The sequence below is a fragment of the Streptococcus infantis genome (assembly GCF_047465035.1).
Lineage (GTDB): Bacteria > Bacillota > Bacilli > Lactobacillales > Streptococcaceae > Streptococcus > Streptococcus infantis_T.
On record NZ_JASHAQ010000025.1, the window covers coordinates 1 to 20,471 of the forward strand.

Here is a 20,471-nt window from a genome sequence, read left to right on the forward strand (position 1 = left end):
ACGGGATTCGAACCCGTGTTACCGCCGTGAAAAGGCGGTGTCTTAACCCCTTGACCAACGGACCGGAGTTGTTATTTTCAACTCTTACTATTATACCGACTTTTCTTACTTTGTCAACACCTTTTTTTAACTTTTTTTCATTTCTCCTGAATTAATTCCTTCAGCTCTCTGAGAAGGGCTTTGCGGCCTTTAAATCGTTCGTCTGCCCAGAGGCGTTCGTAGGCTTCTTGTTTATCTTCTGGTAATTTTCTTCTATAAGTATTCAACAATTCATGAAGGGCGTAGTAATCATCCACCCACAATCCTCCTTCTGGTAGGCGATGGCTAATCTCCCCTACTTCTTCATAGGCCATCCGGTCTAGGCGACGCTTTTGACTCTCTTGTTTTCAGAAAATTTGAATCATTTTCTCTAAGAGAGCATTAACATAGGTGAACTTGTATTTTGTTTTCTATTATATAAAAATCTTTGATTTAAATTAGATTTCCCTCAACTTTTTATAAAAAACAGAGAAAACTTGCGCTTCCTCTGTTTATAGTATTTAAGATAATTAATTTTCTTCACTCATTTTTGATTTTACTTCATCATAAGATAGTGCATGTGATTCCTCTTCTATTGTTTCAGGCATCTTTCCTGTTTCGTATAGAGATTTAATTTGTGTACTATCCAATGTTTCGTATTTCAATAATGCTTCTGCAATTAGCTTGTGAGTTTCACGATTTGACTGGATAATTTCAGCAGCTTTGTTTCGTGCTTCATTCAATAATGAACGAACTTCTTCGTCAATTTCATAAGCTGTTTGTTCTGAAATTGATTTTTGAGGGCTTTGTGCACCAAACATGGCATGACTTCCTTCATATTGTACTGGACCAAGTTTTTCACTCATACCATACTCTGTAACCATCGCACGCGCCATCTGAGTAGCTTGTTCGAAGTCATTAGATGCTCCAGTTGTTTGGACGTTAAAGATAATCTCTTCAGCTACACGTCCACCCATTAAGCCAGCTAATTGCTCTTTCATATCTTCTTTAGATAAAAGCATTTGGTCTTCTTTAGGAAGTGCAATCATATATCCGCCTGCACGTCCACGTGGTACTATGGTAACTTTATGAACAACACGGGCATTTGACAATACTAGACCGACAATGGTGTGTCCTGCCTCATGGTAGGCAACCAATTCACGTTCTTTTTGTGAAACTGTCTTGTCTTTCTTAGATGGTCCAGCGATAACACGATCTTCAGCTTCATCAATATCAGAAGCATCAATCACTGATTTATTACGACGAGCTGCAACTAAGGCTGCTTCATTCAATACATTTTCCAAATCGGCACCAACAAAACCTGGAGTTTGTTGTGCTACCAATTTCAAATCTACATCTTCAGCTAAAGGTTTATTTCTAGCATGGACTTTCAAAATTGCTTCGCGTCCCTTAACATCTGGACGACCAACTAATACTTTTCTATCAAAACGGCCTGGACGAAGTAGAGCCGGATCAAGAACATCTGAACGGTTTGTTGCCGCAATGACAATAATTCCTTCATTTCCTTCAAAACCATCCATTTCAATCAAGAGTTGGTTTAAGGTTTGTTCTCGTTCATCATTACCTCCACCTAAACCGACACCACGTTGTCGACCAACGGCATCAATTTCATCAATGAAGATAATAGCTGGTGCTGCTTTTTTTGCATCCTCAAAGAGAGAACGTACACGACTCGCACCGACACCGACGAACATTTCTACAAAGTCAGAACCTGAAATACTAAAGAATGGTACACCAGCTTCTCCTGCGACTGCTTTGGCAAGTAATGTTTTACCAGTTCCCGGAGGTCCTTCTAAGAGAACACCAGCTGGAATCCGAGCACCTAATTTTGTAAATCGTTTTGGATCTTTTAAGAATTCAACAACTTCAACAAGTTCTTGTTTTTCTTCCTCTGCGCCTGCGACATCTGAGAAGCGAACTTTGATATCTTCTTTATTAGCAGCCTTAGCTTTACTACGTCCAAAACTCATTGGATTACGTCCGCTATTTCCGCCCATATTTCCCATCATAGAGAAGAGGAAGAAGAATAAGATAGCAAATGGTACTACTGAAACCAGGATGTTAATCCACATACCACTTGAGCTTTCGTGTTTCACTTCAATTTCTGTTTGATGTTCACTTGCTAACTTTTGCAAATCCGCTACAGTTGTATCTGATGGGAGGACAATACTTGTAAATTTCTCTACTTTTGTAGCAGAGGGTGTAAAAAATTGAATTCCCGTTTCCTGTTTCTCTGTCTTAGCAGTTTTGTAGACACCATACACTTCAATAACACTACCACTTGGTTGGTAGGTCATTTCTTTTACATTGTCGTTAGTGATTTCCTGAACCAATTCTGAGTACTTAATTTGTTGACTATGACCAGCAGATCTGCCAGCAAAAAAGTACTGGAATCCTGTCACTAGCAAGAAAATCATCAACAAATAAAGAAATGGATTTTTTATGAAACCATTATTTTGTTTTTGCATTCAAACACTTACCCTTCTATTTTGAGTAAACTTCCTCTTTCAATACACCTACATAAGGAAGGTTACGATAGTTTTCATTATAGTCTAAACCGTAGCCTACAACAAATTCATTTGGAATTGTAAAACATGTATAATCTGCTTCGATTTCTACTGTACGACCTTCTGGTTTATCAAGCATGGTGACAATCTTAACAGAAGCTGCTTCTCTTGCAGTAAACATTTCTCTCAAACTCTTCAAGGTTTGACCAGTATCAATGATATCTTCTACAAAGACAACATGTCGACCTTTAATATCTTGAGTTACGTCTTGTTTAATATTAATGACACCACTACTTACAGTCCCACCATGATAGCTAGAGACCATCATAAAGTCCATTTCAAGATGTGTATCAATATATTTCACCAATTCTGCCATAAAAGGAATAGAACCTTTTAGAATTCCAACTAAAATCGGATTTTTTCCCTCATAATCTTTTGTCAACTGAGCACCCAATTTTTTAGCTGCTTCTGTAATTTCATCTTGTGAAATCAAAATTTTCTTGATATCTTTTTCTAACATGATTTTACCTATCTATTTTTTCTATATAAAGTACAGTGTTCATTATATCATTTTTCATTTTTTTACTCAAATCACTGATTTCAATTCCTAAAACTGAACAAATTTTTCCAAATTGCTCAATGATAATAGCTTTTTCTCGTTTTTCTTTAGGAATTTTTAAATCAATAAAAAGTCGTCTTAGTTTTTTACGATGACCATTTTTTATCAAATAATCACCAGGCTGTCGATGCCGTATAATCAACGATGTTTCACGGGAAACATTTATTTGTTGAACATTTTCTCCTTTTAGGGGGATTCCAAATGAAAATAAATAACCTTCATAATGAACTTGATTTTGATAGTTTAACACACACTCACTACTTTTTTCATCAGACTTTGGTCTGATTTTACAAATTCGAAAGTGCTGGTATTCTTTTACAAGTTCATAACCATTTTTTATACAATGGCGATATTGACTCTTAGTTTTTAAAATATGATGAATTTCTTGAAATTGTTCTCTTGTTACATTTAAATCAGCAAAACGACTAAGGTATTGTTGTAGTAAAACTCGTTGCGTTGCTTCACTAAAAGATAAAAACTGAGTTAAATCTCCCACATTGACTGTTTGAGATAATTCAGTCAGAGCAATTTGATAGTCAGATACTTCTTTTCCAAACTCTAAAAACGCTCTCTTTAGCTGAATATTTTCTTTTTCCAGTTGTGGTAAGTAAATATTACGAACTCGATTGCGAAAATAATGATTTTCTTTATTCGTCCTATCTTCAAAATGCTCAACTTCAGGAAAATCCCTCTTATAAAAAGATAGCAACGGACGAATTAACTCTCCCTTATCAAACTCTTGTCTTTCTTTAATAGCTGATAAATGTTGTAATCTCCCCCCCCTAATCATTCTCATAAAAATCGTCTCAGCCTGATCATCTGCATGATGAGCTGTTACAAGAGCTGTAGAGGACGTTTTCTCCATTACTTCTCTAAAAAAATCATAGCGAAATTGACGAGCATTTGCTTCTGAAAAATCTCCAGTAAAATGAGCTACGTAAATTGGAACTCCAACTTGTTCAGCTAGTTTTCTTAATTCATATTCTTCATTATCCGATTCTAATCGTTGTTTATGGTTTACATGAGCTAAAAATAATTCAATCCCGAGTTCTTCTTGATAAGTTGATAAAAGGTGAAAGAGAAACATCGAATCCAATCCACCAGACAAGGCTAGTACAACTCGTGAATAATCTTTAAAATAACCTTTTTCTAGAAAATGATTTAAAAAATCTTGGTCTCTCATTTTAGGGCCTCATAGACATCCTTAGCAATTTTAGAAATGGTATCATAATCAGAATTTTTGGTAAAGATTGAAATAATGAAAGGAGAATCTGTATAAACTATTCCTACATCGTGTTTAAATTCATCTGCATCTCCAATTTTATGGGCTACCTTAGCAGAAATATTCTTAGCAATCCTCTGATTATCAAAAGCTGTTTGCGATAGAGATTCTAAAACAAAACCATTCTGATTATAAATAGATTCCATAACTTGACCAGCCATTTTAGCTGAAGCTAACTTCTCTGTTACGTTCCATTCTTCACCCGCGATAGTAGCCATTTCGTTTTTAAAGGCTTCATCTGATTTATTCGTAATATAATAAGCAAGAATATTATGAGCTACATTGTCAGATTCTTTCGCTGTCTTTGTAATTAAATCTTTGAGAGTGTAGTCTTTATTGTCCGCTGTTTTAGGGAGGCTTCCACTTCCTTCGGGTTTATAAGAACCAGGGAAATCATTTACTTCAGAAATGTACTTCAATTTCGTGTCAAGTTGGTAATCACCTTGATTGATTTTTTCTTGAACATAATAAAGATAAGGCAATTTCATAACACTAGCAGCGTACATTTTTTGATTTTCATTAATCCCAGCTTCCTTACCCGTGCTCAATTGTTTAACATAAATAGAAAACTGTTCATTTTGATAATTCGCAGATAACAACTCTTGTACTTTCTGAATACGATTGTCATCGTTGGAAATGTAATCCGTCGAAACCCAACCAATTTGTTTGATATGTAAAAATTCATGACCACCAGCAAAAATAGACATATCTACTTCAACCTCTTGATAAGCTGCTAAAGTAGACTTTAATTCTTGTTGATCATAAGGACTATTATAAACGACAAATCCTGGTTCTAACCATACTCGTTTAGAAAAATCGTTGACAATTGAACTATCGTATAAAAGTCGTTTATCAGCCATCACAAATTGATTATTTGACAATTTAAAGACAGGCTGTCCTTGTTTATTTAATCTCCATTCTAAAACAGATAATTTTGTATCTGCATTGACTTTTCCTGATTCTTTAATCAAATCTTCTGTAGAATAAACAGACGTTTCACCATAAAATTTTGGAGATTCTATAACATCTTGATAGTAAAAATGATACGAAGCGTGGGTTAAGGAATAAACTTCTTGGTTTGGAATGATAACTGGATTCTCAGTGCTTACTACTTGGACACTTTTTAAAAAAATAGGAAGTAGTAATATCACTAAAAATTTACGCATTCTTTTTTTCCTCTTCTTCTTGTAGCCGTAACAGATGATTTTTTTGAGCTAACTCTTCTAATTTTTCATCTGATTGACTTAAAAACTTTTCTACAATATCTAATAAATTTTCCATTTTACATTACCTAGGAAGTAAGTCCGGAATAGTATAAACTTCCTCCCATGATTTTGAATAGTAATATTTTGCACGCAAATACTTGGCTGCGTATGTTTCATCCTTTAATTTGGTTGCAAGATTCGATTCTTTATCTTTTTCATCGCTCAATTCTTGATACTGTTTTTTCAAATCGGCTAACTGTTGGCGACGTTCGAGTAGTTGCTGATAACTTTGAGTCAAATTATAGGTTGGTAGGATGAACAACAACATAATCAAAATCAAAACCCAGCCCATAAAACGATTTCGTCTTTGTCGTTCTTCCATCAAGTATTTACGACGTTGGTGTTCATTTTGAATAAAAGAATTATTCATTTGTACAATTTTTTTATACATCGTTTTCTACCCTTGTTTCGCTGATAATTTCATACATACCTGCAGCATCTTCTTTTTTAGTGCTATCTTTCATTTCTAACACTTTTACGAGCAACAATTTATTTCCAAAACGAATTTCAACTTGGTCATTGATTTTTAAATCTGTAGAGCTCTTTGCAAGAATACCATTTACCTTGATACGTCCCTTATCTGCAACTTCTTTAGCTACTGTACGACGCTTAATAATTCTTGATACTTTTAAATATTTATCTAATCTCATTTTTATTACCTCAAATTATTATTGTACCATTTTTATCCCTTTTATAGAAGAAAAATGTCATACCTAATTCGACTCTTTTGAATCTTTTATGTTTGCTAATGATTCTCCAAAAGTTAAAAGACCTTCTAAAATCTCATAATCCTTTTTATTACGAATATCAAAAACAACTTCGATTAAACCTTGATTTTCTGAAATATTTGCCTTCAAACTTGTCTGAGAAAGAGCCTGGAAATAATCTTGTGTTAAAAATAATTGTTGCGATATTTTTTCAAACTGAATGACCAGCTTATTAACCTTTCTTTCTACACGATTGACAAATACTTTATCAAGATATGCTTTAGCTAATCCAATTTCTAAAAGGTAAGCAACGACATCTGGATATTCTCCAAAACGATCGATCAACTCATCTTGTAATCCCTCATAGTTGACACGGTTATCAATCTGACGAATTCTCTTGTAAATTTCAATTTTATGTCGTTCATCTGAAATATACTCATCTGGAAGATAGGCATCGATTTGTAGAATTAACTCAGCATTTCCTTTTTCACGTTTTTTGTCAGTTCCATTTTTCTTAGCTATTGCTTCTTCTAACAACTGAGAGTACAACTCAAAACCAACAGAATCGATAAATCCAGACTGAGAGCTTCCTAATAGATTTCCAGCTCCACGAATGGATAAATCACGCATAGCTATTTTGAAACCAGAACCTAGTTCAGTAAAACCTTTGATGGCATCTAATCTTTTCTCAGAAACTTCTGTCAAAGTTTTATCTGGACGATACATGAGATAAGCATAAGCAATTCGATTACTACGACCAACACGACCTCTTAATTGATACAAGGTTGACAATCCCATATGATCTGCATTTTCTATAAACAAGGTATTAGCATTTGGAATATCTACTCCTGTCTCGATGATTGTTGTAGTTACTAAAATATCATATTGTCCTTCAATGAAATCAAGAAGTGTATTTTCTAAGCGAATTTCACTCATTTGACCATGGACAAATCCAATAGAAGCTTCTGGAATAAGTTCTTGTAACTCTGAAACCTTCTTTTCAATCGTGTCAACTTTATTGTAAAGATAGTAAACTTGACCACCACGATCCATTTCTCTCAATACAGCATCACGAATGATACGATCATTCTGTTCAAGTACGTAGGTTTGAACAGGATATCGATTTGTTGGAGGAGTCTCTATGACTGATAAATCTCGGATACCTAGCATAGACATATGAAGAGTTCGAGGAATTGGTGTCGCTGTCAAAGTTAAGACATCAACCTTCTTTTTTAATTCCTTCAAAGCTTCCTTATGCTTAACACCAAAACGTTGCTCTTCATCAATAATCATCAACCCCAAATCAGCAAACTCAACATCTTTAGACAAGACTCTATGGGTCCCTATCAAGATGTCTACTTGACCTTTTTTTAACTTCTCAAGTGTTTCAGTCTGTTCTTTTTTACTTCTGAAACGACTCAAAACATCTACGTTGACAGCAAATTGTTCAAATCTTTCCTTAAAATTACTGTAATGTTGCTGAGCAAGAACGGTTGTTGGCACTAAAACGACAACCTGTTTATGATCATTGACAGCCTTAAACGCAGCTCGCATTGCTACTTCTGTCTTACCAAAACCCACATCTCCAACTAAAAGTCGGTCCATCGGTTGAGAAGCCTGCATATCTTTCTTAATCTCTTCGATACTTCTAAGTTGGTCCTCAGTTTCTACATATGGGAATGCTTCGTCAAAAGCAACTTGATCTTCATCATCTTTTGAAAATGCAAAACCTTTAAGTTGACTTCTCTCTGCATATAACTTAATTAAATCATCTGCAATATCTTCAACTTGACTCTTTACTTTTTGCTTCGCTTTTTTAAAACGTCCATCGTTTAATTTGTTTAACTTTGGAGCCTTACCATCACTAGAAACATACTTAGAAAGAGTCTGTATCTGCTCCACAGGGATAGAAATACGGTCTCCATTTTGATATAGAACACTTACATAGTCTCTATGAATCCCTTTGATTTCAATCGTTTCGATCCCTAAATATTGACCAATACCATGGATTTGATGAACAACATAGTCTCCTTTTTGGAGTTCATTATAATCCTTTAATCGTTCAGCGTTACTGATATTTTGTCTTCGATACTTGCGTTTAATCTTCTTTTTAAAAATTTCATATTCAGTAATAAATACAAGATTCTCATCTACAAAATGAAACCCATGTCGCAGATTTCCTTCAATAAGATTGACAGTTCCTTTACAGATTTCACTTTCATTGCTATTATCAACTTTAATATCGTATTCATCAAGGATCGTTGACAGTTTCTTTAGTTCAGTTTTGCTACTTGATTGAAGAACAATCGTATACTTTAATTTTTTGTAACGTTCAATTTCTTCTTTCAGAAAAGAAAACTGATTAAAGAACTCCTGCATAGGATATTGATTGAACTGGTACAGATTATTAAATTTCAAATTTCCAAGCCCTTTTTGAAAATTTGAAAAGAAAGTCGCTGGTACATATTTTTTAAATTGACTTTCTACATCAGCAAAATATTGTAAACTTGATACTGCTTTACTATTATGTAAATCATCTGTAAAGTAGCTAGCTGTTTCCTTATCAAAAGCATCGTACTGGTTCATGATTTTTTGAAAATCATCAAATATAACAGGAACTTGATTCAAATAGTCTATCAAGGTCCACTGTTTTTTATAAAATACAGACAAAAACTTGCGAATATCTGCATGAAGAACTTGCTCTTTCGTACAACTAAAAACTTCTTCTAGGTAAGACTTTAAAGTTGGAGAAAGTGCCTTATCAATCTCATGTTCTAAAAATTTCTGACCACGATGATAATCTTCATTCGTTAACAAAATATCACTAGCTGGATAGATTAGTACTTGAGTTTGACTATCTTTTGATAATTGAGTTTCAGTATCAAATTCTCTAATGCCATCAATCTCATCACCGAAAAATTCAATCCTATAAGGACATATTTGTGAAGTTTCAAATATATCTAGAATATCTCCACGAAGGCTAAATTCTCCCTGACTTTGAACTTGTGTAACTTTCTTATAACCAAGAGAAATCAAGTGATTTTTTAATTCTCTTTGTTCGCATTCTTGCCCCACTTGAAGTTCTAAGATACTATCATCAAAAACTTGAGGATTCGGCAAGAATACTCGACTAGCTGCGACGTTACAAACTAAAATCCCTCTTTGAGACTCATCTCTTAGAAAACGTAAAGCTTCAACCCGAGAAAAAATCTTTTCCTGAGATGATACCAAAAATTCAACCATTGGTGAATCATCTACTAGAAATGGATAAACCAGATCAGAACCTAATATGGATATTAGATCATTAATCAGACGCTCAGCTTCTCCATATGTGGAAGTCATCACTAAAATCTTATCCTGACTCTTCAGACTACTAGCAATCGCTAACGATTTTGCTGAGCCAGAAAGACCTAGCAATAATTGTCTTTGTTTCTGTGGTAAGTTCTCATGCCAAGATAGAATTTGTTTATTCTCTAAAAAGAAATCGATTAATGCCATTTCCTTACCCATTATATTTCTGCATCGTCTTTTCAAAGTTTTTTTCTTGTAAATAATAATTTACAGCATCGTCAACCTTGTCAATTGACTGTAAAATACCAATATAATCTTCTTGATCAAACTTACTCAAAACATGGTGAACAACAGACATTCCTTTTTTAGGTCTACCAATACCAATCTTTACACGATTGAAAACCTGTGTACCAATATGTTGAATAATCGACTTAATTCCATTATGACCACCAGCTGATCCTTTAGCACGAAGACGAATTTTTCCGACTTCCATATCAAGATCATCGTAAATAATCAGTAAATCTTCAATATCTAAACCATAGTAGGTTAACAATGCATGAACAGCTTTTCCACTTTCATTCATAAAAGTCGTCGGTTTCACCAGATAAATTTTTTCCCCATTAAGGAAAAATGAAGCTAGTTCAGCTTGGAATATCTTGTCGTGTGTAAAGGTAACATTCTGTTTTTTTGCTAGTTGGTCAATCAGCATAAAGCCAACATTATGTTTAGTTTCAAAATATTTATCTCCTGGATTTCCCAATCCTACAAGTAATTTTGTCATTTAAATTTCCTTTCAAAAGTCAAAAGGGTTGGAATTTTTTTCCAACCTAATTGACATTATTTTAAATATTGATTAAACGTTAAAGCGGAATTCCATAATATCGCCATCTTGCACGACATATTCTTTTCCTTCTTCACGCAAACGTCCAGCTTCTTTTACAGCCTTTTCAGAGCCGTATTTTACCAAATCGTCATAAGACATGGTCACTGCACGAATAAATCCTTTTTCAAAGTCAGAGTGGATGATACCAGCCGCTTGAGGAGCTTTCATGCCACGTTTAAAGGTCCAAGCACGAACCTCTTTTTCACCAGCTGTAAAGTAAGTTCCAAGTCCTAGTAGGTGATAAGCAGCTCGAGTCAACTTATCCACACCTGATTCTGTCAAACCAATAGCTTCAAGAAACTCTTTTTTATCTTCATCGTCTAATTCAGAAATTTCTTCTTCAGCACGCGCCGAGATAACCACTACCTCTGCATTTTCTGTTGCTGCGAATTCACGAATTTGTTTCACATAATCGATAGATTCTGGGTCTCCAACCACATCCTCATCAACGTTAGCTACATAAAGAACTGGTTTCGTTGTCAAGAGAAAGAGTCCTTTGACAACTTTTTGCTCTTCATCTGTAAATTCAATGGTACGAGCTGATTTTCCATCTTCAAGAACAGGTTTAATCTTTTGAAGAACGTTAAATTCTGCAACTGATTCCTTATCTTTTTGAGTACGTGCCATTTTTTCCACACGCGCATAACGTTTATTGACTGATTCTAAATCAGCAAGAATCAACTCTAGGTTAATGGTATCAATATCTGCTAGCGGGTCCACAAAGGCATCTTCACGACCTTGCTCACGCATGACATTTTCATCATCAAAGGCACGAACCACATGAACAATCGCATCAACTTCACGGATGTTGGCCAAGAATTTATTCCCAAGACCTTCTCCTCTTGATGCTCCTTTTACAATCCCTGCAATATCTGTAAATTCAAAGGTTGTTGGAACTGTCTTTTTAGGAGTAATCATTTCCGTCAATTTTTGGAGGCGTTCATCTGGAACTTCTACCATTCCAACGTTTGGATCAATGGTCGCAAAAGGATAGTTTGCAGCCTCTGCTCCTGCTTTTGTAATTGCATTAAATAGGGTTGATTTACCAACGTTTGGCAAACCCACGATACCTGCTGTTAAAGCCATAGTTTCTCATTCTCCGTTCACATTTCAATCTTCAATATTATAACACAAAAAGGGAAAACTTGCTAACCCTCTTATGATGGGGGGTTAGTCTATGATTTTATTCATTTTTCTTTCAAAGTCATAGCGACTCATCATGACCACATGATCACAATTGCTACATTTTATTTTGATATCTGCACCAACACGGGTAATTTCCCAGCGATTTGCCTTTTTGCCTGTTGACTTAATCGTACAAGCATGAGGTTTTTTCATTTCAACAAAATTTCCAACTTGATACATAGTTAGTCTCCTTTTTCTTTTTCGATTATACCATAAAAGAGGCGAGCTAGGCTCAACCTCTTTCCATTAATTTGTACGAACTGGCGTGATGAGCTGCATGAACTCTTCATCTGTATCAGCTGGAACCAGAGTAAATGGACGAACTGCTGAAATAAAGCTGATTGTTACTTTTTCGCTATTCAAAGCTTTTAGTGCTTCAATCAAATAAGTTGGGTTGAAACTAATCGTCAAATCAGCACCACTTACATTTTCAGTATCAATTTCTTCGTTTACTTTCCCTACTTCTGGAGAATGAACATGAGCACTTACAACTCCTTCTTTGATTTCTAATTTAACAGTACCATTTTGTGTCGCACTTGATAAGAGGCGAGCACGTTCCATAGACTGGCGTAGTTTAGCAACATCAAAAGTCACTGTTGTATTGAAATCTGTTGGAATCAATCGATCTGTATCTGGATAATTTCCTTCTAAAAGACGTGTGTAGAAGCTAATATTTTCACTTCTAAAGAGAATTTGATTATTGGCGAAGAAAATCTCTACTGTTTCGATATCATCCGTAAAAACAGCTGAAAATTCGCGTAGCGAACGACTTGGGATGACAACATCAAAATCATCGCTATTTTTTTCAAGAGTCAATTTCTTCTGACTGAGACGGTGAGAGTCTGTCGCAACTGTTTTTAATTCTTTGTGGTTGCTTAAAACAAAGTGGACACCTGTCAAAATAGGACGGCTTTCTTGGGTACTAGCTGCAAAAGCTGTTTCATTGATAATCTTTTTAAGAAGTTTTGTTTCAAGAACTAAAGGATTGCTTGCAGAAATTTCCTGAATACGTGGATATTGCTCACTATCTTTTCCTTTAAGAGTAATCTCTGATTTTCCACTAGTTAAGACAATTTGCTTTTGTTCAATCTCTTTAAAATCAAGTGTTACATCTGGAAGACTTGAAATAATATTGATAAAGAAAGAAGCTTCCAGTAGAACTGAACCTAAAGAGTTAATCAAGAGACCTGCATTTTCATTTTTTTGCGAGATAAAATTTTCGATTGAGATTTGACCATTTGATCCAATCAAGGTAATTCCTTCATTGGTAACATCAATTTTTACAGTCGATAAAATAGGAATTGCATTCTTTGAGCTAATAGCTCTCTTTGTTGTATTTAAGGCTTGTAAAAATAAGTTTTTATTAATTGAAAAATGAATCATGGATTCTCCTTTATTCTTTTTATTATTAGAAGGATAATAGTAATAATAGAGCGTGTGAAATCTGTGGAAAAACACTTGTAATCAAGAAAACTCAAGGACAGAGCCTTGTTTAAAAGATGTGGATAAATAAGAGATTTTTTTAAAAGTTATCCACAAGTTATTTAATTTTCTTTTTGATATTTTCAATTTCTATACGTAAATTATCATCTGTTTCAAGCATGGATTTGATTTTTCCATGAGCGTGAATAACCGTTGTGTGGTCTTTACCACCAAACTCTTTTCCAATCTTAGGAAGGCTATTATCAGTCATTTCTCTGGCTAGATACATGGCAACTTGACGGGCTAAAACGATATTTTGAACACGCCTAGTTCCCTTCATTTCCTTGACACTAACACCATAGAAGTTTCCAACTTCTGTCTGGATTTTATCAATTGGAATTACAATCATTTTGCTAACGTCTTGTTTACGAGCACGAATAGCTTCAGCTGCAATGTCAACTGTGATATCGTTAATCTTTTTGACTTTGGCCATTAGGCTGATATCGTTGAGTGCTCCTTCGAGTTCTCGCACGTTAGAGTCAAATTGTCCAGCCAAATATTCGAGTGTATCATTTTGAAAATGATAGTTGAGATGTTCAGTCTTACTCTGTAAAATAGCAATACGTGTTTCAAAATCAGGTGGTGTGATATCTGTCGTTAATCCCCAAGAGAAGCGCGTGACCAGACGTTCAGGTAGACTCTCTAAATGTTCAGGCCTACGGTCGCTCGTCAAAACAATCTGTTTATTATTATTGTGAAGGGCGTTAAATGTATTGAAAAACTCTTCCTGAGTTTGTACTTTCTTTCCACTAAGTGATTGAATATCATCAATGAGTAGGAGGTCTAGACTACGATAAGTTTTCTTGAATTTTTCCATATCATTGAGTCTCAAATGCTCTAGGAATTCATTAATGAAGCTTTCAGCAGGTATGTATTTTACACGCGCATTTGGACTCTTTTTCAGAATTTCATTTCCAAGGGCATTTAACAGGTGAGTTTTTCCAAGTCCAGGACCTCCGTAGATAAATAGAGGATTGTAAGTTAATCCTGGATCTTCAGAAACAGCTAAAGCAGCAGACTTAGCCCAAACATTACCATCCCCTTGAACAAAATTATCGAAAGTATACTTTTCCTTGAGTCCAGTTTCAGAATATGGAATAGTGGATGGAATTGGTTGATAATCGTTGCCAGGTTCAGACTCGAAAGCTACTTGTGAGCTAGCTTCTTCAACTTTCGTGAAGATATAATGAGCTTTTATTTCAGTATCATAGATTTCAAAACCTGCTGCTAAAAGCATTCCATTGATATTTCGTTCCCAGAATATCTGCATTTCATCGCGGGGTAAGAAAATTGTTGCAGTATCTTCTTCAACTTTAACCAGTTTTGCGTCTAAAATATAGAAATCATAAACTGACTGAGTTAATTTATCATGTGCAAGTTCTAAAAGACGATTCCAAAATTGTTTTTCCTTCAATGATTTTCTCCTCCTTTACTATAGAATTTAAAAGGTTTATTGATAGAATCATTTTACCATAGATAAGATTATTTTTCCACAACTTGTGGAAAACAATTAACAATGTTTTTAACTGTTATCCACATTTTGTGGATAACTAAGAAAATTTCTGAAATACTGGGCTTTTAAAAACTAAAATGCAGTGGATAACTATGTTCGTTAAGAATACTAAAATAACAGCCTTATTTCAGGCTGTTAATAAATTGTTGGTATTCATCTTGGTTATGGAAGGAAATAGTAATTTTACCGCTATCTTTTTTTTGAAGGCTAATCTGAACATCTAATCCGAGTATTTTTTTCAATTTTTGCTCTTCCTCTTTGACAAAGTGATCTTTTTCTTTTTTGCTGCTCTTCTTCGTTTTTTGTAGTATTTGTTCAACTTGTCGAACAGAGAGATTTTCAGTTTGAATACGATTCAAGAGTTTATCTTGTTTATCACTTGATAATTGAATGAGGAGTCTAGCATGAGCTTGGGAAAGTTTTCCACTTTCAACCTCTATCAGGATATGTTTAGGTAGCCCTAATAATCTAACTAGGTTTGTAATATAAGGTCGAGATTTTCCCATTTTTTCAGCAATTTCTGTGTGGGTAAAACCTTTATCAATTAAGGATTGATATGCTTTAGCTTCCTCAATAGGATTTAAATTTTCTCGTTGGAGATTCTCAATGATAGAATGAAGCATCATATCTTGATCAGAAAGTTGCTTAACAATGACTGGAACTTCTGAAAGTCCAGCAGCTATTGAAGCACGATACCGTCTTTCTCCAGCTAGAATTTCATATCCAAGTACTGGAGATTTTCTAACGATAATAGGCTGAATCAAGCCGTTTTCCTTAATAGATTGTGCCAGTTCTTGAATTTTTTCTTCTGAAAATTCCTTCCGAGGTTGATAGGGATTTTTTTGAATATCTTTTATTTGAACAATTTTAAATTCTTCCATAATTCTACATTAACACAACTTAGATATTCTGTAAAGCAACTTTACATATCTGTAAACTATTGTTCCAAATCACTAGTACTCTTATCTAATTTAATGGTAGTTGTTTCTTCCTTGCCATTACGGTAGTATGTAATGGTCATGCTATCTCCGATAGAATGACTATATAGAGCACTTTGTAATTCAGTAGTTGAAGAAATAGCTTTATCATCCACTTTTGTAATGACGTCATATTGTTGTAGATGTCCATTGGCAGGCATACTAGTTATAACAGAACGAACAACTACTCCTGCAGTGACACTTGATGGTACATTCAATCTTTGTAAATCATTGCTACTAAGATTTGAAAGGTTGACCATTTGAATGCCCAAGGCTGGTCGAGTGACTTTTCCATTCTTTTCCAATTGATTGATAATATTGATGGCATCGTTTGAAGGAATCGCAAATCCAAGTCCTTCCACAGAAGTTCCACCGTTTGTGGCTATTTTACTAGATGTAATTCCGATTACTTGTCCCTGAATATTGATAAGGGGACCGCCAGAGTTTCCAGGGTTGATAGCTGTATCTGTTTGGATAGCCTTTGTAGAGATAGCTTGTCCATCTTCAGATTTTAAAGAAACATTTCTATTCAAACTTGACACGATACCTTGTGTAACGGTATTGGCGTACTCAGAACCTAGAGGACTTCCGATTGCAATGGCAGTCTCTCCGACTGTTAGTTGATCAGAATCTCCAAATTCAGCTACGGTAGTCACCTTATCTGCAGCAATTTTTACAACTGCAATGTCAGAATAAGTATCAGAACCGACAATTTCACCTGGAACTTTGGTTCCGTCAGCTAAACGAATATCCACTTTTTTAGCTCCACTGATAACGTGAGTATTGGTTACGAGGTAAGCAAAGTTACCTTCTTTTTTATAAATAACTCCAGAACCTTCGCTAGAAACTTGCTCAGTATTTGTATCTGTATCAGTTTCTGCAGATCCAAATAAACTATTTTGGGAGTTTGCAGAGTAAGTAATGACAGATACCACAGCATCTTTAACTTTATCGACTGCCTGTGTAGTTGAGTTTTCATTTTTTACAGCTGTTTTGCTGACAGTGGTGGTATTTGTTGGACTAGTGTTTTGTTTTTGACTTAGTTGCAATGTCGTAAAACTACCTAAAACACCACTAAAAAAGCTAATGAGAATGACTAATAAAAGTTGTCCCCATTTTTTGGAACTAGTTTGTAAGTTTTTCATAGAAGCCTCCATGTTTTTTTAATCAATGAAAGTATAAAATAGCTAGCTTAATCCAAGCTTAAAGAAAGAAAGTTTTTCACAACTTGTGGATAACTTTCAAAAACCTGTGAATTTATTGAATTTTTTCAAAATCTTCTCTGTGAATAAGATGTGAAATTGAGTGTGAATATGTTAGAATAGAAGAATGAAAATTAAAGTGGTAACAGTTGGAAAACTGAAAGAAAAATATCTCAAAGATGGCATAGCTGAATATTCCAAAAGGATTTCACGCTTTGCTAATTTAGAAATGATTGAGTTGGCTGATGAAAAAACACCAGATCGGGCTAGCGAATCTGAAAATCAAAAAATTTTGGAGTTAGAAGGGAACCGCATTCTTTCTAAAGTAGGAGATCGTGATTTTGTAGTTGTTTTAGCTATTGAAGGAACAACTTTTTCTTCTGAAGAATTCAGCAAGCAGCTTGAAAGAGCCTCCATTAATGGATTTTCGACAATCACTTTTATCATTGGTGGGAGTTTAGGACTATCTCCAGAGGTGAAAAAGAGAGCCAATCTCTCTGTTAGTTTTGGGAGATTAACGCTTCCTCATCAATTGATGAGATTAGTCTTAGTAGAACAAATCTATAGAGCATTTTCGATTCAACAAGGATCACCCTATCACAAATAGATGATTGACTAAGCTAGCTTTTTTTGATAAGATAGATAGGTAAGGTCTCATAGCTCAGCTGGATAGAGCATTCGCCTTCTAAGCGAACGGTCGCAGGTTCGAATCCTGCTGGGATCAGTGTTAAATCGTAAGCTGGGAAAAAATCCCAGCTTTTTTTGTAAAAATTTGACATTTCAGAAGAAAATTTGAGCATTTGAGAAATAATTCTCTATAGGTATCGTAGATTTTATATAATATTTTTGTAAGTTAATTTACAAGAAAAACATTATAGGAGTTTATATTATGAAAAAGAATACAGATTTTGCTCAAATGAAAGATTTCCAAGAATTGAATGAAAAAGAACTGCAGGAAATTAGAGGTGGGGAATGGAGACCTATGTATACAATAAATAATTTTCTTTTTTCAAAAAGTAAGTAAGTAAAAATAAAGGTGGGAAATAATGGATTTATTCGGATTAGTAATTGCTATTGTTTATGTTTTTATTATTAGTAAAATTCATGAATGGGTTTGTAAAGCAACTAGAAAAGACCAATATTTTTTTAGTCTTTATATCTTTCTACTACCATTAGTATTAGAAGTAACTCTCCATTTCTTGAACTTAGATAGTTTTGGTTTGTCTAAATTGTTATTTCCTTTCCTCCTATTTGGTTACTTTGTTGGATTTAAGAAGTATGAGAAATCTAAGGGAATTTTTATCAGTCTATTATTTTCTCTTTTATATAATAGTACTAATAACTTTTTATCAGTAACCTTATCATCTATTACAGGAGATGAGTTTGCATTGAAGTATAACAATTATTTTTCTCTATTTATCCTGATCTTAACTTATTTGGTTATTAAAGTTGTTGTTTCTTATTTCCATCTCGAATTTAAATATTTTGATAAAGACTATCTATATCCTTTTCTGAAAAAAGTGCTCTTTACATTTATTTTTCTACACGTTGTCTCTTTCACTTCAGATATTGTGAGTACGATTCGTCACTTAAATGGTTTTGGAAGTATTTTATCATCCATTATTTTTGTTGGCCTACTTTTGACTTTCTTTTCTATGAATTCTCACAAGGTTCAAATAGAAAAAGAGATTGAATTGGAACAAAAGAAGTTTGAGCAAAAACATTTACAAACTTACACGGATGAGATTGTTACTTTATATAATGAAATTCGTGGTTTTCGCCATGATTATACAGGCATGCTTGTCAGCTTAAGAATGGCGATCGAAAGTAAAGATTTACAAGAAATTGACAGAGTTTACAGTGAAGTTCTTGTAAAGGCGAATCAAAAATTACGTTCAGACAAGTATACCTATTTCGATTTGAACAATATTGAGGATTCAGCACTTCGTAGTTTGATTGCTCAATCTATTGTCAATGCGAAAACGAATGATGTAGAGTACACATTAGAGGTAAAAGATATCATCACACCTTTGTCTATGGAATTATTAGACTTGGTGCGCGTGATGAGCGTTCTGCTCAATAATGCTGTTGAAGGGGCAGTTGAAAGCTATCAAAAACAACTAGAGGTAGCTATCATCAAATTGGATCTTGAAACCCTAGTTGTTATCCAAAACTCTTGTAAAAAAAGAAAGGTAAAATCCGAAGATTTATTTGAATTAGGATTTTCAACTAAAGGAAGACATAGAGGACTTGGACTCAATAATGTTAAAGAAATTTTAGGAAAATATGACAATGTTATTTTAGAAACAGAAATTGATAATGATGTATTTAAACAAGTGATTAGATTTAAGAGGGAACTGATATGAAAGTATTAATTTTAGAAGATATTATAGAACACCAAGTAAGGTTGGAAACAACTTTGAATAAAATCTCTAAGGAAACAAATATTCCTATCTCCTATAAAACAACAGGAAAAGTGAGAGAGTTTATGGAATATGTAGAGCATGATGAAGTTAATCAGCTTTATTTTCTAGATATTGATATCAATGGGATTGAGAGAAAAGGATTTGAGGTTGCTCAATTTATTCGTCATCGCAATCCTTATGCCATTATTGTTTTTATTACAAGTCGATCTGAATTTGCTACCTTGACTTATAAATACAAAGTTTCAGCATTGGATTTCATTGATAAAGAAACCAGTGATCAAGTTTTTAAAAATAGAGTTGCCGACTGTGTGCTTTACACTAAAACTACTTTACTTGAAAACCAATCAGTCGTTGATTATTTTGATTATAGTTATAAAGGAAATGATCTTTGTATTCCTTATCATGATATTCTCTACATTGAAACAACGGGAACTTCTCATAAATTACGAATTGTAGGTAAGAATTTTGCAAAAGAATTCTATGGAACAATGACAGATATTCAAGAAAAGGATAAGGAAACCCAACGTTTTTATCTAGCTCACAAGTCATTTTTAGTCAATATTGGTAATGTGAGAGAAATTGATCGTAAAAAAATGGAAGTTGTATTTTATGAAGATCATCGTTGTCCTATCTCTCGCCTAAAAACTAAAAAATTGAGAGAACTAATGGCTAAAAACCAAAAAAAGTAATTGACAATTTTTGATAAATTGATATAATGGTTATATCTGCTACAGGTAGAGGGTCCGTTGGTTAAGAAATCGTCTTTTCATAGCGGTAACACGGGTTGGAATTCCGTACGGACTATTTAATCCGCCATAGCTCAGTTGGTAGTAGCGCATGACTGTTAATCATGATGTCGTAGGTTCGAGTCCTACTGGCGGAGTCAGATGAAAGGAACACTAATTTGGTGTTCCTTTTTTTGATTCTTTTTCCGATGCAATGAGGGGAGGCATACCTAACATACGGGGCTCTCTGTCAACTGTAGTGGGTTGAATAAAAAGCTAACATCTGGAGAGGACAATCGTTGTCCTCTCTATTTTTATATTAAGAGCGATGAAAATTCGTTTCTTAAAGTTGTCAAAGTTCCTAAAAC

20 protein-coding genes and 2 tRNA genes are annotated in these 20,471 nt (G+C 34.3%); 6 read left to right on the top strand and 16 right to left on the bottom strand.

The annotated features are described in order from the left end of the window. Positions 1–137: 137 nt before the first annotated feature. The 16 genes from QM406_RS09135 to QM406_RS09210 form a co-directional block, all read right to left on the bottom strand. A complete protein-coding gene (locus tag QM406_RS09135) occupies positions 138–353 on the bottom strand; it encodes a hypothetical protein (protein ID WP_414274050.1) in 216 nt (71 codons plus the stop codon). 195 nt (positions 354–548) lie between these two features. Beyond that, positions 549–2,507, bottom strand: coding sequence for an ATP-dependent zinc metalloprotease FtsH (ftsH, locus tag QM406_RS09140; protein WP_315640227.1), 1,959 nt, complete (start codon positions 2,505–2,507; stop codon positions 549–551). Positions 2,508–2,523: 16 nt separating this feature from the next. Continuing rightward, a complete protein-coding gene (hpt, locus tag QM406_RS09145) occupies positions 2,524–3,066 on the bottom strand; it encodes a hypoxanthine phosphoribosyltransferase (RefSeq protein ID WP_301393796.1) in 543 nt (180 codons plus the stop codon). Positions 3,067–3,070: 4 nt separating this feature from the next. Beyond that, positions 3,071–4,348, bottom strand: a complete 1,278-nt coding sequence (tilS, locus tag QM406_RS09150; RefSeq protein ID WP_414274051.1) for a tRNA lysidine(34) synthetase TilS — start codon at positions 4,346–4,348, stop codon at positions 3,071–3,073. Then, entirely contained in the window at positions 4,345–5,613 is a 1,269-nt protein-coding gene (locus QM406_RS09155; RefSeq protein WP_281335681.1) for a serine hydrolase, read from the bottom strand. The genes tilS and QM406_RS09155 overlap by 4 nt, the downstream gene beginning before the upstream one ends. Beyond that, positions 5,606–5,728 carry an SP_0009 family protein gene (locus QM406_RS09160; protein WP_045762396.1) on the bottom strand — a complete coding sequence of 41 codons (123 nt, stop codon included), beginning with the start codon at positions 5,726–5,728 and terminating at the stop codon, positions 5,606–5,608. The genes QM406_RS09155 and QM406_RS09160 overlap by 8 nt, the downstream gene beginning before the upstream one ends. A gap of 6 nt (positions 5,729–5,734) precedes the next feature. Then, a complete protein-coding gene (locus QM406_RS09165) occupies positions 5,735–6,103 on the bottom strand; it encodes a septum formation initiator family protein (RefSeq protein ID WP_000277028.1) in 369 nt (122 codons plus the stop codon). Beyond that, entirely contained in the window at positions 6,096–6,362 is a 267-nt protein-coding gene (locus QM406_RS09170) for an RNA-binding S4 domain-containing protein (protein ID WP_001234970.1), read from the bottom strand. Before QM406_RS09170 ends, QM406_RS09165 begins: the two co-directional genes overlap by 8 nt. Before the next feature lie 63 nt (positions 6,363–6,425). Beyond that, positions 6,426–9,929 (bottom strand): transcription-repair coupling factor, encoded by a 3,504-nt coding sequence (mfd, locus tag QM406_RS09175; protein ID WP_414274052.1) that lies wholly within the window; start codon positions 9,927–9,929, stop codon positions 6,426–6,428. Continuing rightward, positions 9,922–10,491, bottom strand: a complete 570-nt coding sequence (gene pth / locus QM406_RS09180) for an aminoacyl-tRNA hydrolase (protein WP_045613244.1) — start codon at positions 10,489–10,491, stop codon at positions 9,922–9,924. The genes mfd and pth overlap by 8 nt, the downstream gene beginning before the upstream one ends. Before the next feature lie 72 nt (positions 10,492–10,563). After that, positions 10,564–11,679, bottom strand: coding sequence for a redox-regulated ATPase YchF (gene ychF / locus QM406_RS09185; protein WP_045762398.1), 1,116 nt, complete (start codon positions 11,677–11,679; stop codon positions 10,564–10,566). Positions 11,680–11,763: 84 nt separating this feature from the next. Beyond that, complete coding sequence (locus tag QM406_RS09190) at positions 11,764–11,958, bottom strand: DUF951 domain-containing protein (RefSeq protein WP_000285188.1); 195 nt, start codon at positions 11,956–11,958, stop codon at positions 11,764–11,766. Positions 11,959–12,024: 66 nt separating this feature from the next. Next, entirely contained in the window at positions 12,025–13,161 is a 1,137-nt protein-coding gene (gene dnaN, locus QM406_RS09195; RefSeq protein WP_414274053.1) for a DNA polymerase III subunit beta, read from the bottom strand. Between the two features lie 157 nt (positions 13,162–13,318). After that, positions 13,319–14,674 (bottom strand): chromosomal replication initiator protein DnaA, encoded by a 1,356-nt coding sequence (gene dnaA / locus QM406_RS09200; protein ID WP_414274054.1) that lies wholly within the window; start codon positions 14,672–14,674, stop codon positions 13,319–13,321. A 221-nt stretch (positions 14,675–14,895) separates the two neighbouring features. Then, on the bottom strand, positions 14,896–15,654 hold the full coding sequence (locus QM406_RS09205; RefSeq protein WP_414274055.1) for a ParB/RepB/Spo0J family partition protein: 759 nt from the start codon (positions 15,652–15,654) through the stop codon (positions 14,896–14,898). Between the two features lie 56 nt (positions 15,655–15,710). Beyond that, entirely contained in the window at positions 15,711–16,895 is a 1,185-nt protein-coding gene (locus QM406_RS09210) for a S1C family serine protease (protein ID WP_414274056.1), read from the bottom strand. 184 nt (positions 16,896–17,079) lie between these two features. On the opposite strand from QM406_RS09210, the gene rlmH reads away from it, so the two are divergent. The 6 genes from rlmH to QM406_RS09240 all read left to right on the top strand — a co-directional run bounded on the left by rlmH (position 17,080) and on the right by QM406_RS09240 (position 20,261). Further along, a complete protein-coding gene (gene rlmH, locus QM406_RS09215; RefSeq protein WP_049549099.1) occupies positions 17,080–17,559 on the top strand; it encodes a 23S rRNA (pseudouridine(1915)-N(3))-methyltransferase RlmH in 480 nt (159 codons plus the stop codon). Positions 17,560–17,602: 43 nt separating this feature from the next. Continuing rightward, positions 17,603–17,676, top strand: a tRNA-Arg gene (locus QM406_RS09220). 165 nt (positions 17,677–17,841) lie between these two features. Beyond that, entirely contained in the window at positions 17,842–17,976 is a 135-nt protein-coding gene (locus QM406_RS09225) for a ComC/BlpC family leader-containing pheromone/bacteriocin (RefSeq protein ID WP_080979250.1), read from the top strand. A 22-nt stretch (positions 17,977–17,998) separates the two neighbouring features. After that, complete coding sequence (comD, locus tag QM406_RS09230; RefSeq protein ID WP_414274057.1) at positions 17,999–19,318, top strand: competence system sensor histidine kinase ComD; 1,320 nt, start codon at positions 17,999–18,001, stop codon at positions 19,316–19,318. Further along, positions 19,315–20,067: a competence system response regulator transcription factor ComE gene (gene comE / locus QM406_RS09235; protein ID WP_049530388.1), complete on the top strand. Its 753-nt coding sequence runs from the start codon at positions 19,315–19,317 to the stop codon at positions 20,065–20,067. Before comD ends, comE begins: the two co-directional genes overlap by 4 nt. A 120-nt stretch (positions 20,068–20,187) precedes the next feature. Continuing rightward, a tRNA-Asn gene (locus QM406_RS09240) sits at positions 20,188–20,261 on the top strand. Positions 20,262–20,471: the final 210 nt, after the last annotated feature.

Coding starts and splice junctions, on each gene's coding strand:
- QM406_RS09135 (WP_414274050.1), bottom strand. CDS start 353: ATGGCCTATGAAGAAGTAGGGGAGATTAGCCATCGCCTACCAGAAGGA.
- ftsH (WP_315640227.1), bottom strand. CDS start 2,507: ATGCAAAAACAAAATAATGGTTTCATAAAAAATCCATTTCTTTATTTG.
- hpt (WP_301393796.1), bottom strand. CDS start 3,066: ATGTTAGAAAAAGATATCAAGAAAATTTTGATTTCACAAGATGAAATT.
- tilS (WP_414274051.1), bottom strand. CDS start 4,348: ATGAGAGACCAAGATTTTTTAAATCATTTTCTAGAAAAAGGTTATTTT.
- QM406_RS09155 (WP_281335681.1), bottom strand. CDS start 5,613: ATGCGTAAATTTTTAGTGATATTACTACTTCCTATTTTTTTAAAAAGT.
- QM406_RS09160 (WP_045762396.1), bottom strand. CDS start 5,728: ATGGAAAATTTATTAGATATTGTAGAAAAGTTTTTAAGTCAATCAGAT.
- QM406_RS09165 (WP_000277028.1), bottom strand. CDS start 6,103: ATGTATAAAAAAATTGTACAAATGAATAATTCTTTTATTCAAAATGAA.
- QM406_RS09170 (WP_001234970.1), bottom strand. CDS start 6,362: ATGAGATTAGATAAATATTTAAAAGTATCAAGAATTATTAAGCGTCGT.
- mfd (WP_414274052.1), bottom strand. CDS start 9,929: ATGGGTAAGGAAATGGCATTAATCGATTTCTTTTTAGAGAATAAACAA.
- pth (WP_045613244.1), bottom strand. CDS start 10,491: ATGACAAAATTACTTGTAGGATTGGGAAATCCAGGAGATAAATATTTT.
- ychF (WP_045762398.1), bottom strand. CDS start 11,679: ATGGCTTTAACAGCAGGTATCGTGGGTTTGCCAAACGTTGGTAAATCA.
- QM406_RS09190 (WP_000285188.1), bottom strand. CDS start 11,958: ATGTATCAAGTTGGAAATTTTGTTGAAATGAAAAAACCTCATGCTTGT.
- dnaN (WP_414274053.1), bottom strand. CDS start 13,161: ATGATTCATTTTTCAATTAATAAAAACTTATTTTTACAAGCCTTAAAT.
- QM406_RS09205 (WP_414274055.1), bottom strand. CDS start 15,654: ATGGAAGAATTTAAAATTGTTCAAATAAAAGATATTCAAAAAAATCCC.
- QM406_RS09210 (WP_414274056.1), bottom strand. CDS start 16,895: ATGAAAAACTTACAAACTAGTTCCAAAAAATGGGGACAACTTTTATTA.
- rlmH (WP_049549099.1), top strand. CDS start 17,080: ATGAAAATTAAAGTGGTAACAGTTGGAAAACTGAAAGAAAAATATCTC.
- QM406_RS09225 (WP_080979250.1), top strand. CDS start 17,842: ATGAAAAAGAATACAGATTTTGCTCAAATGAAAGATTTCCAAGAATTG.
- comD (WP_414274057.1), top strand. CDS start 17,999: ATGGATTTATTCGGATTAGTAATTGCTATTGTTTATGTTTTTATTATT.
- comE (WP_049530388.1), top strand. CDS start 19,315: ATGAAAGTATTAATTTTAGAAGATATTATAGAACACCAAGTAAGGTTG.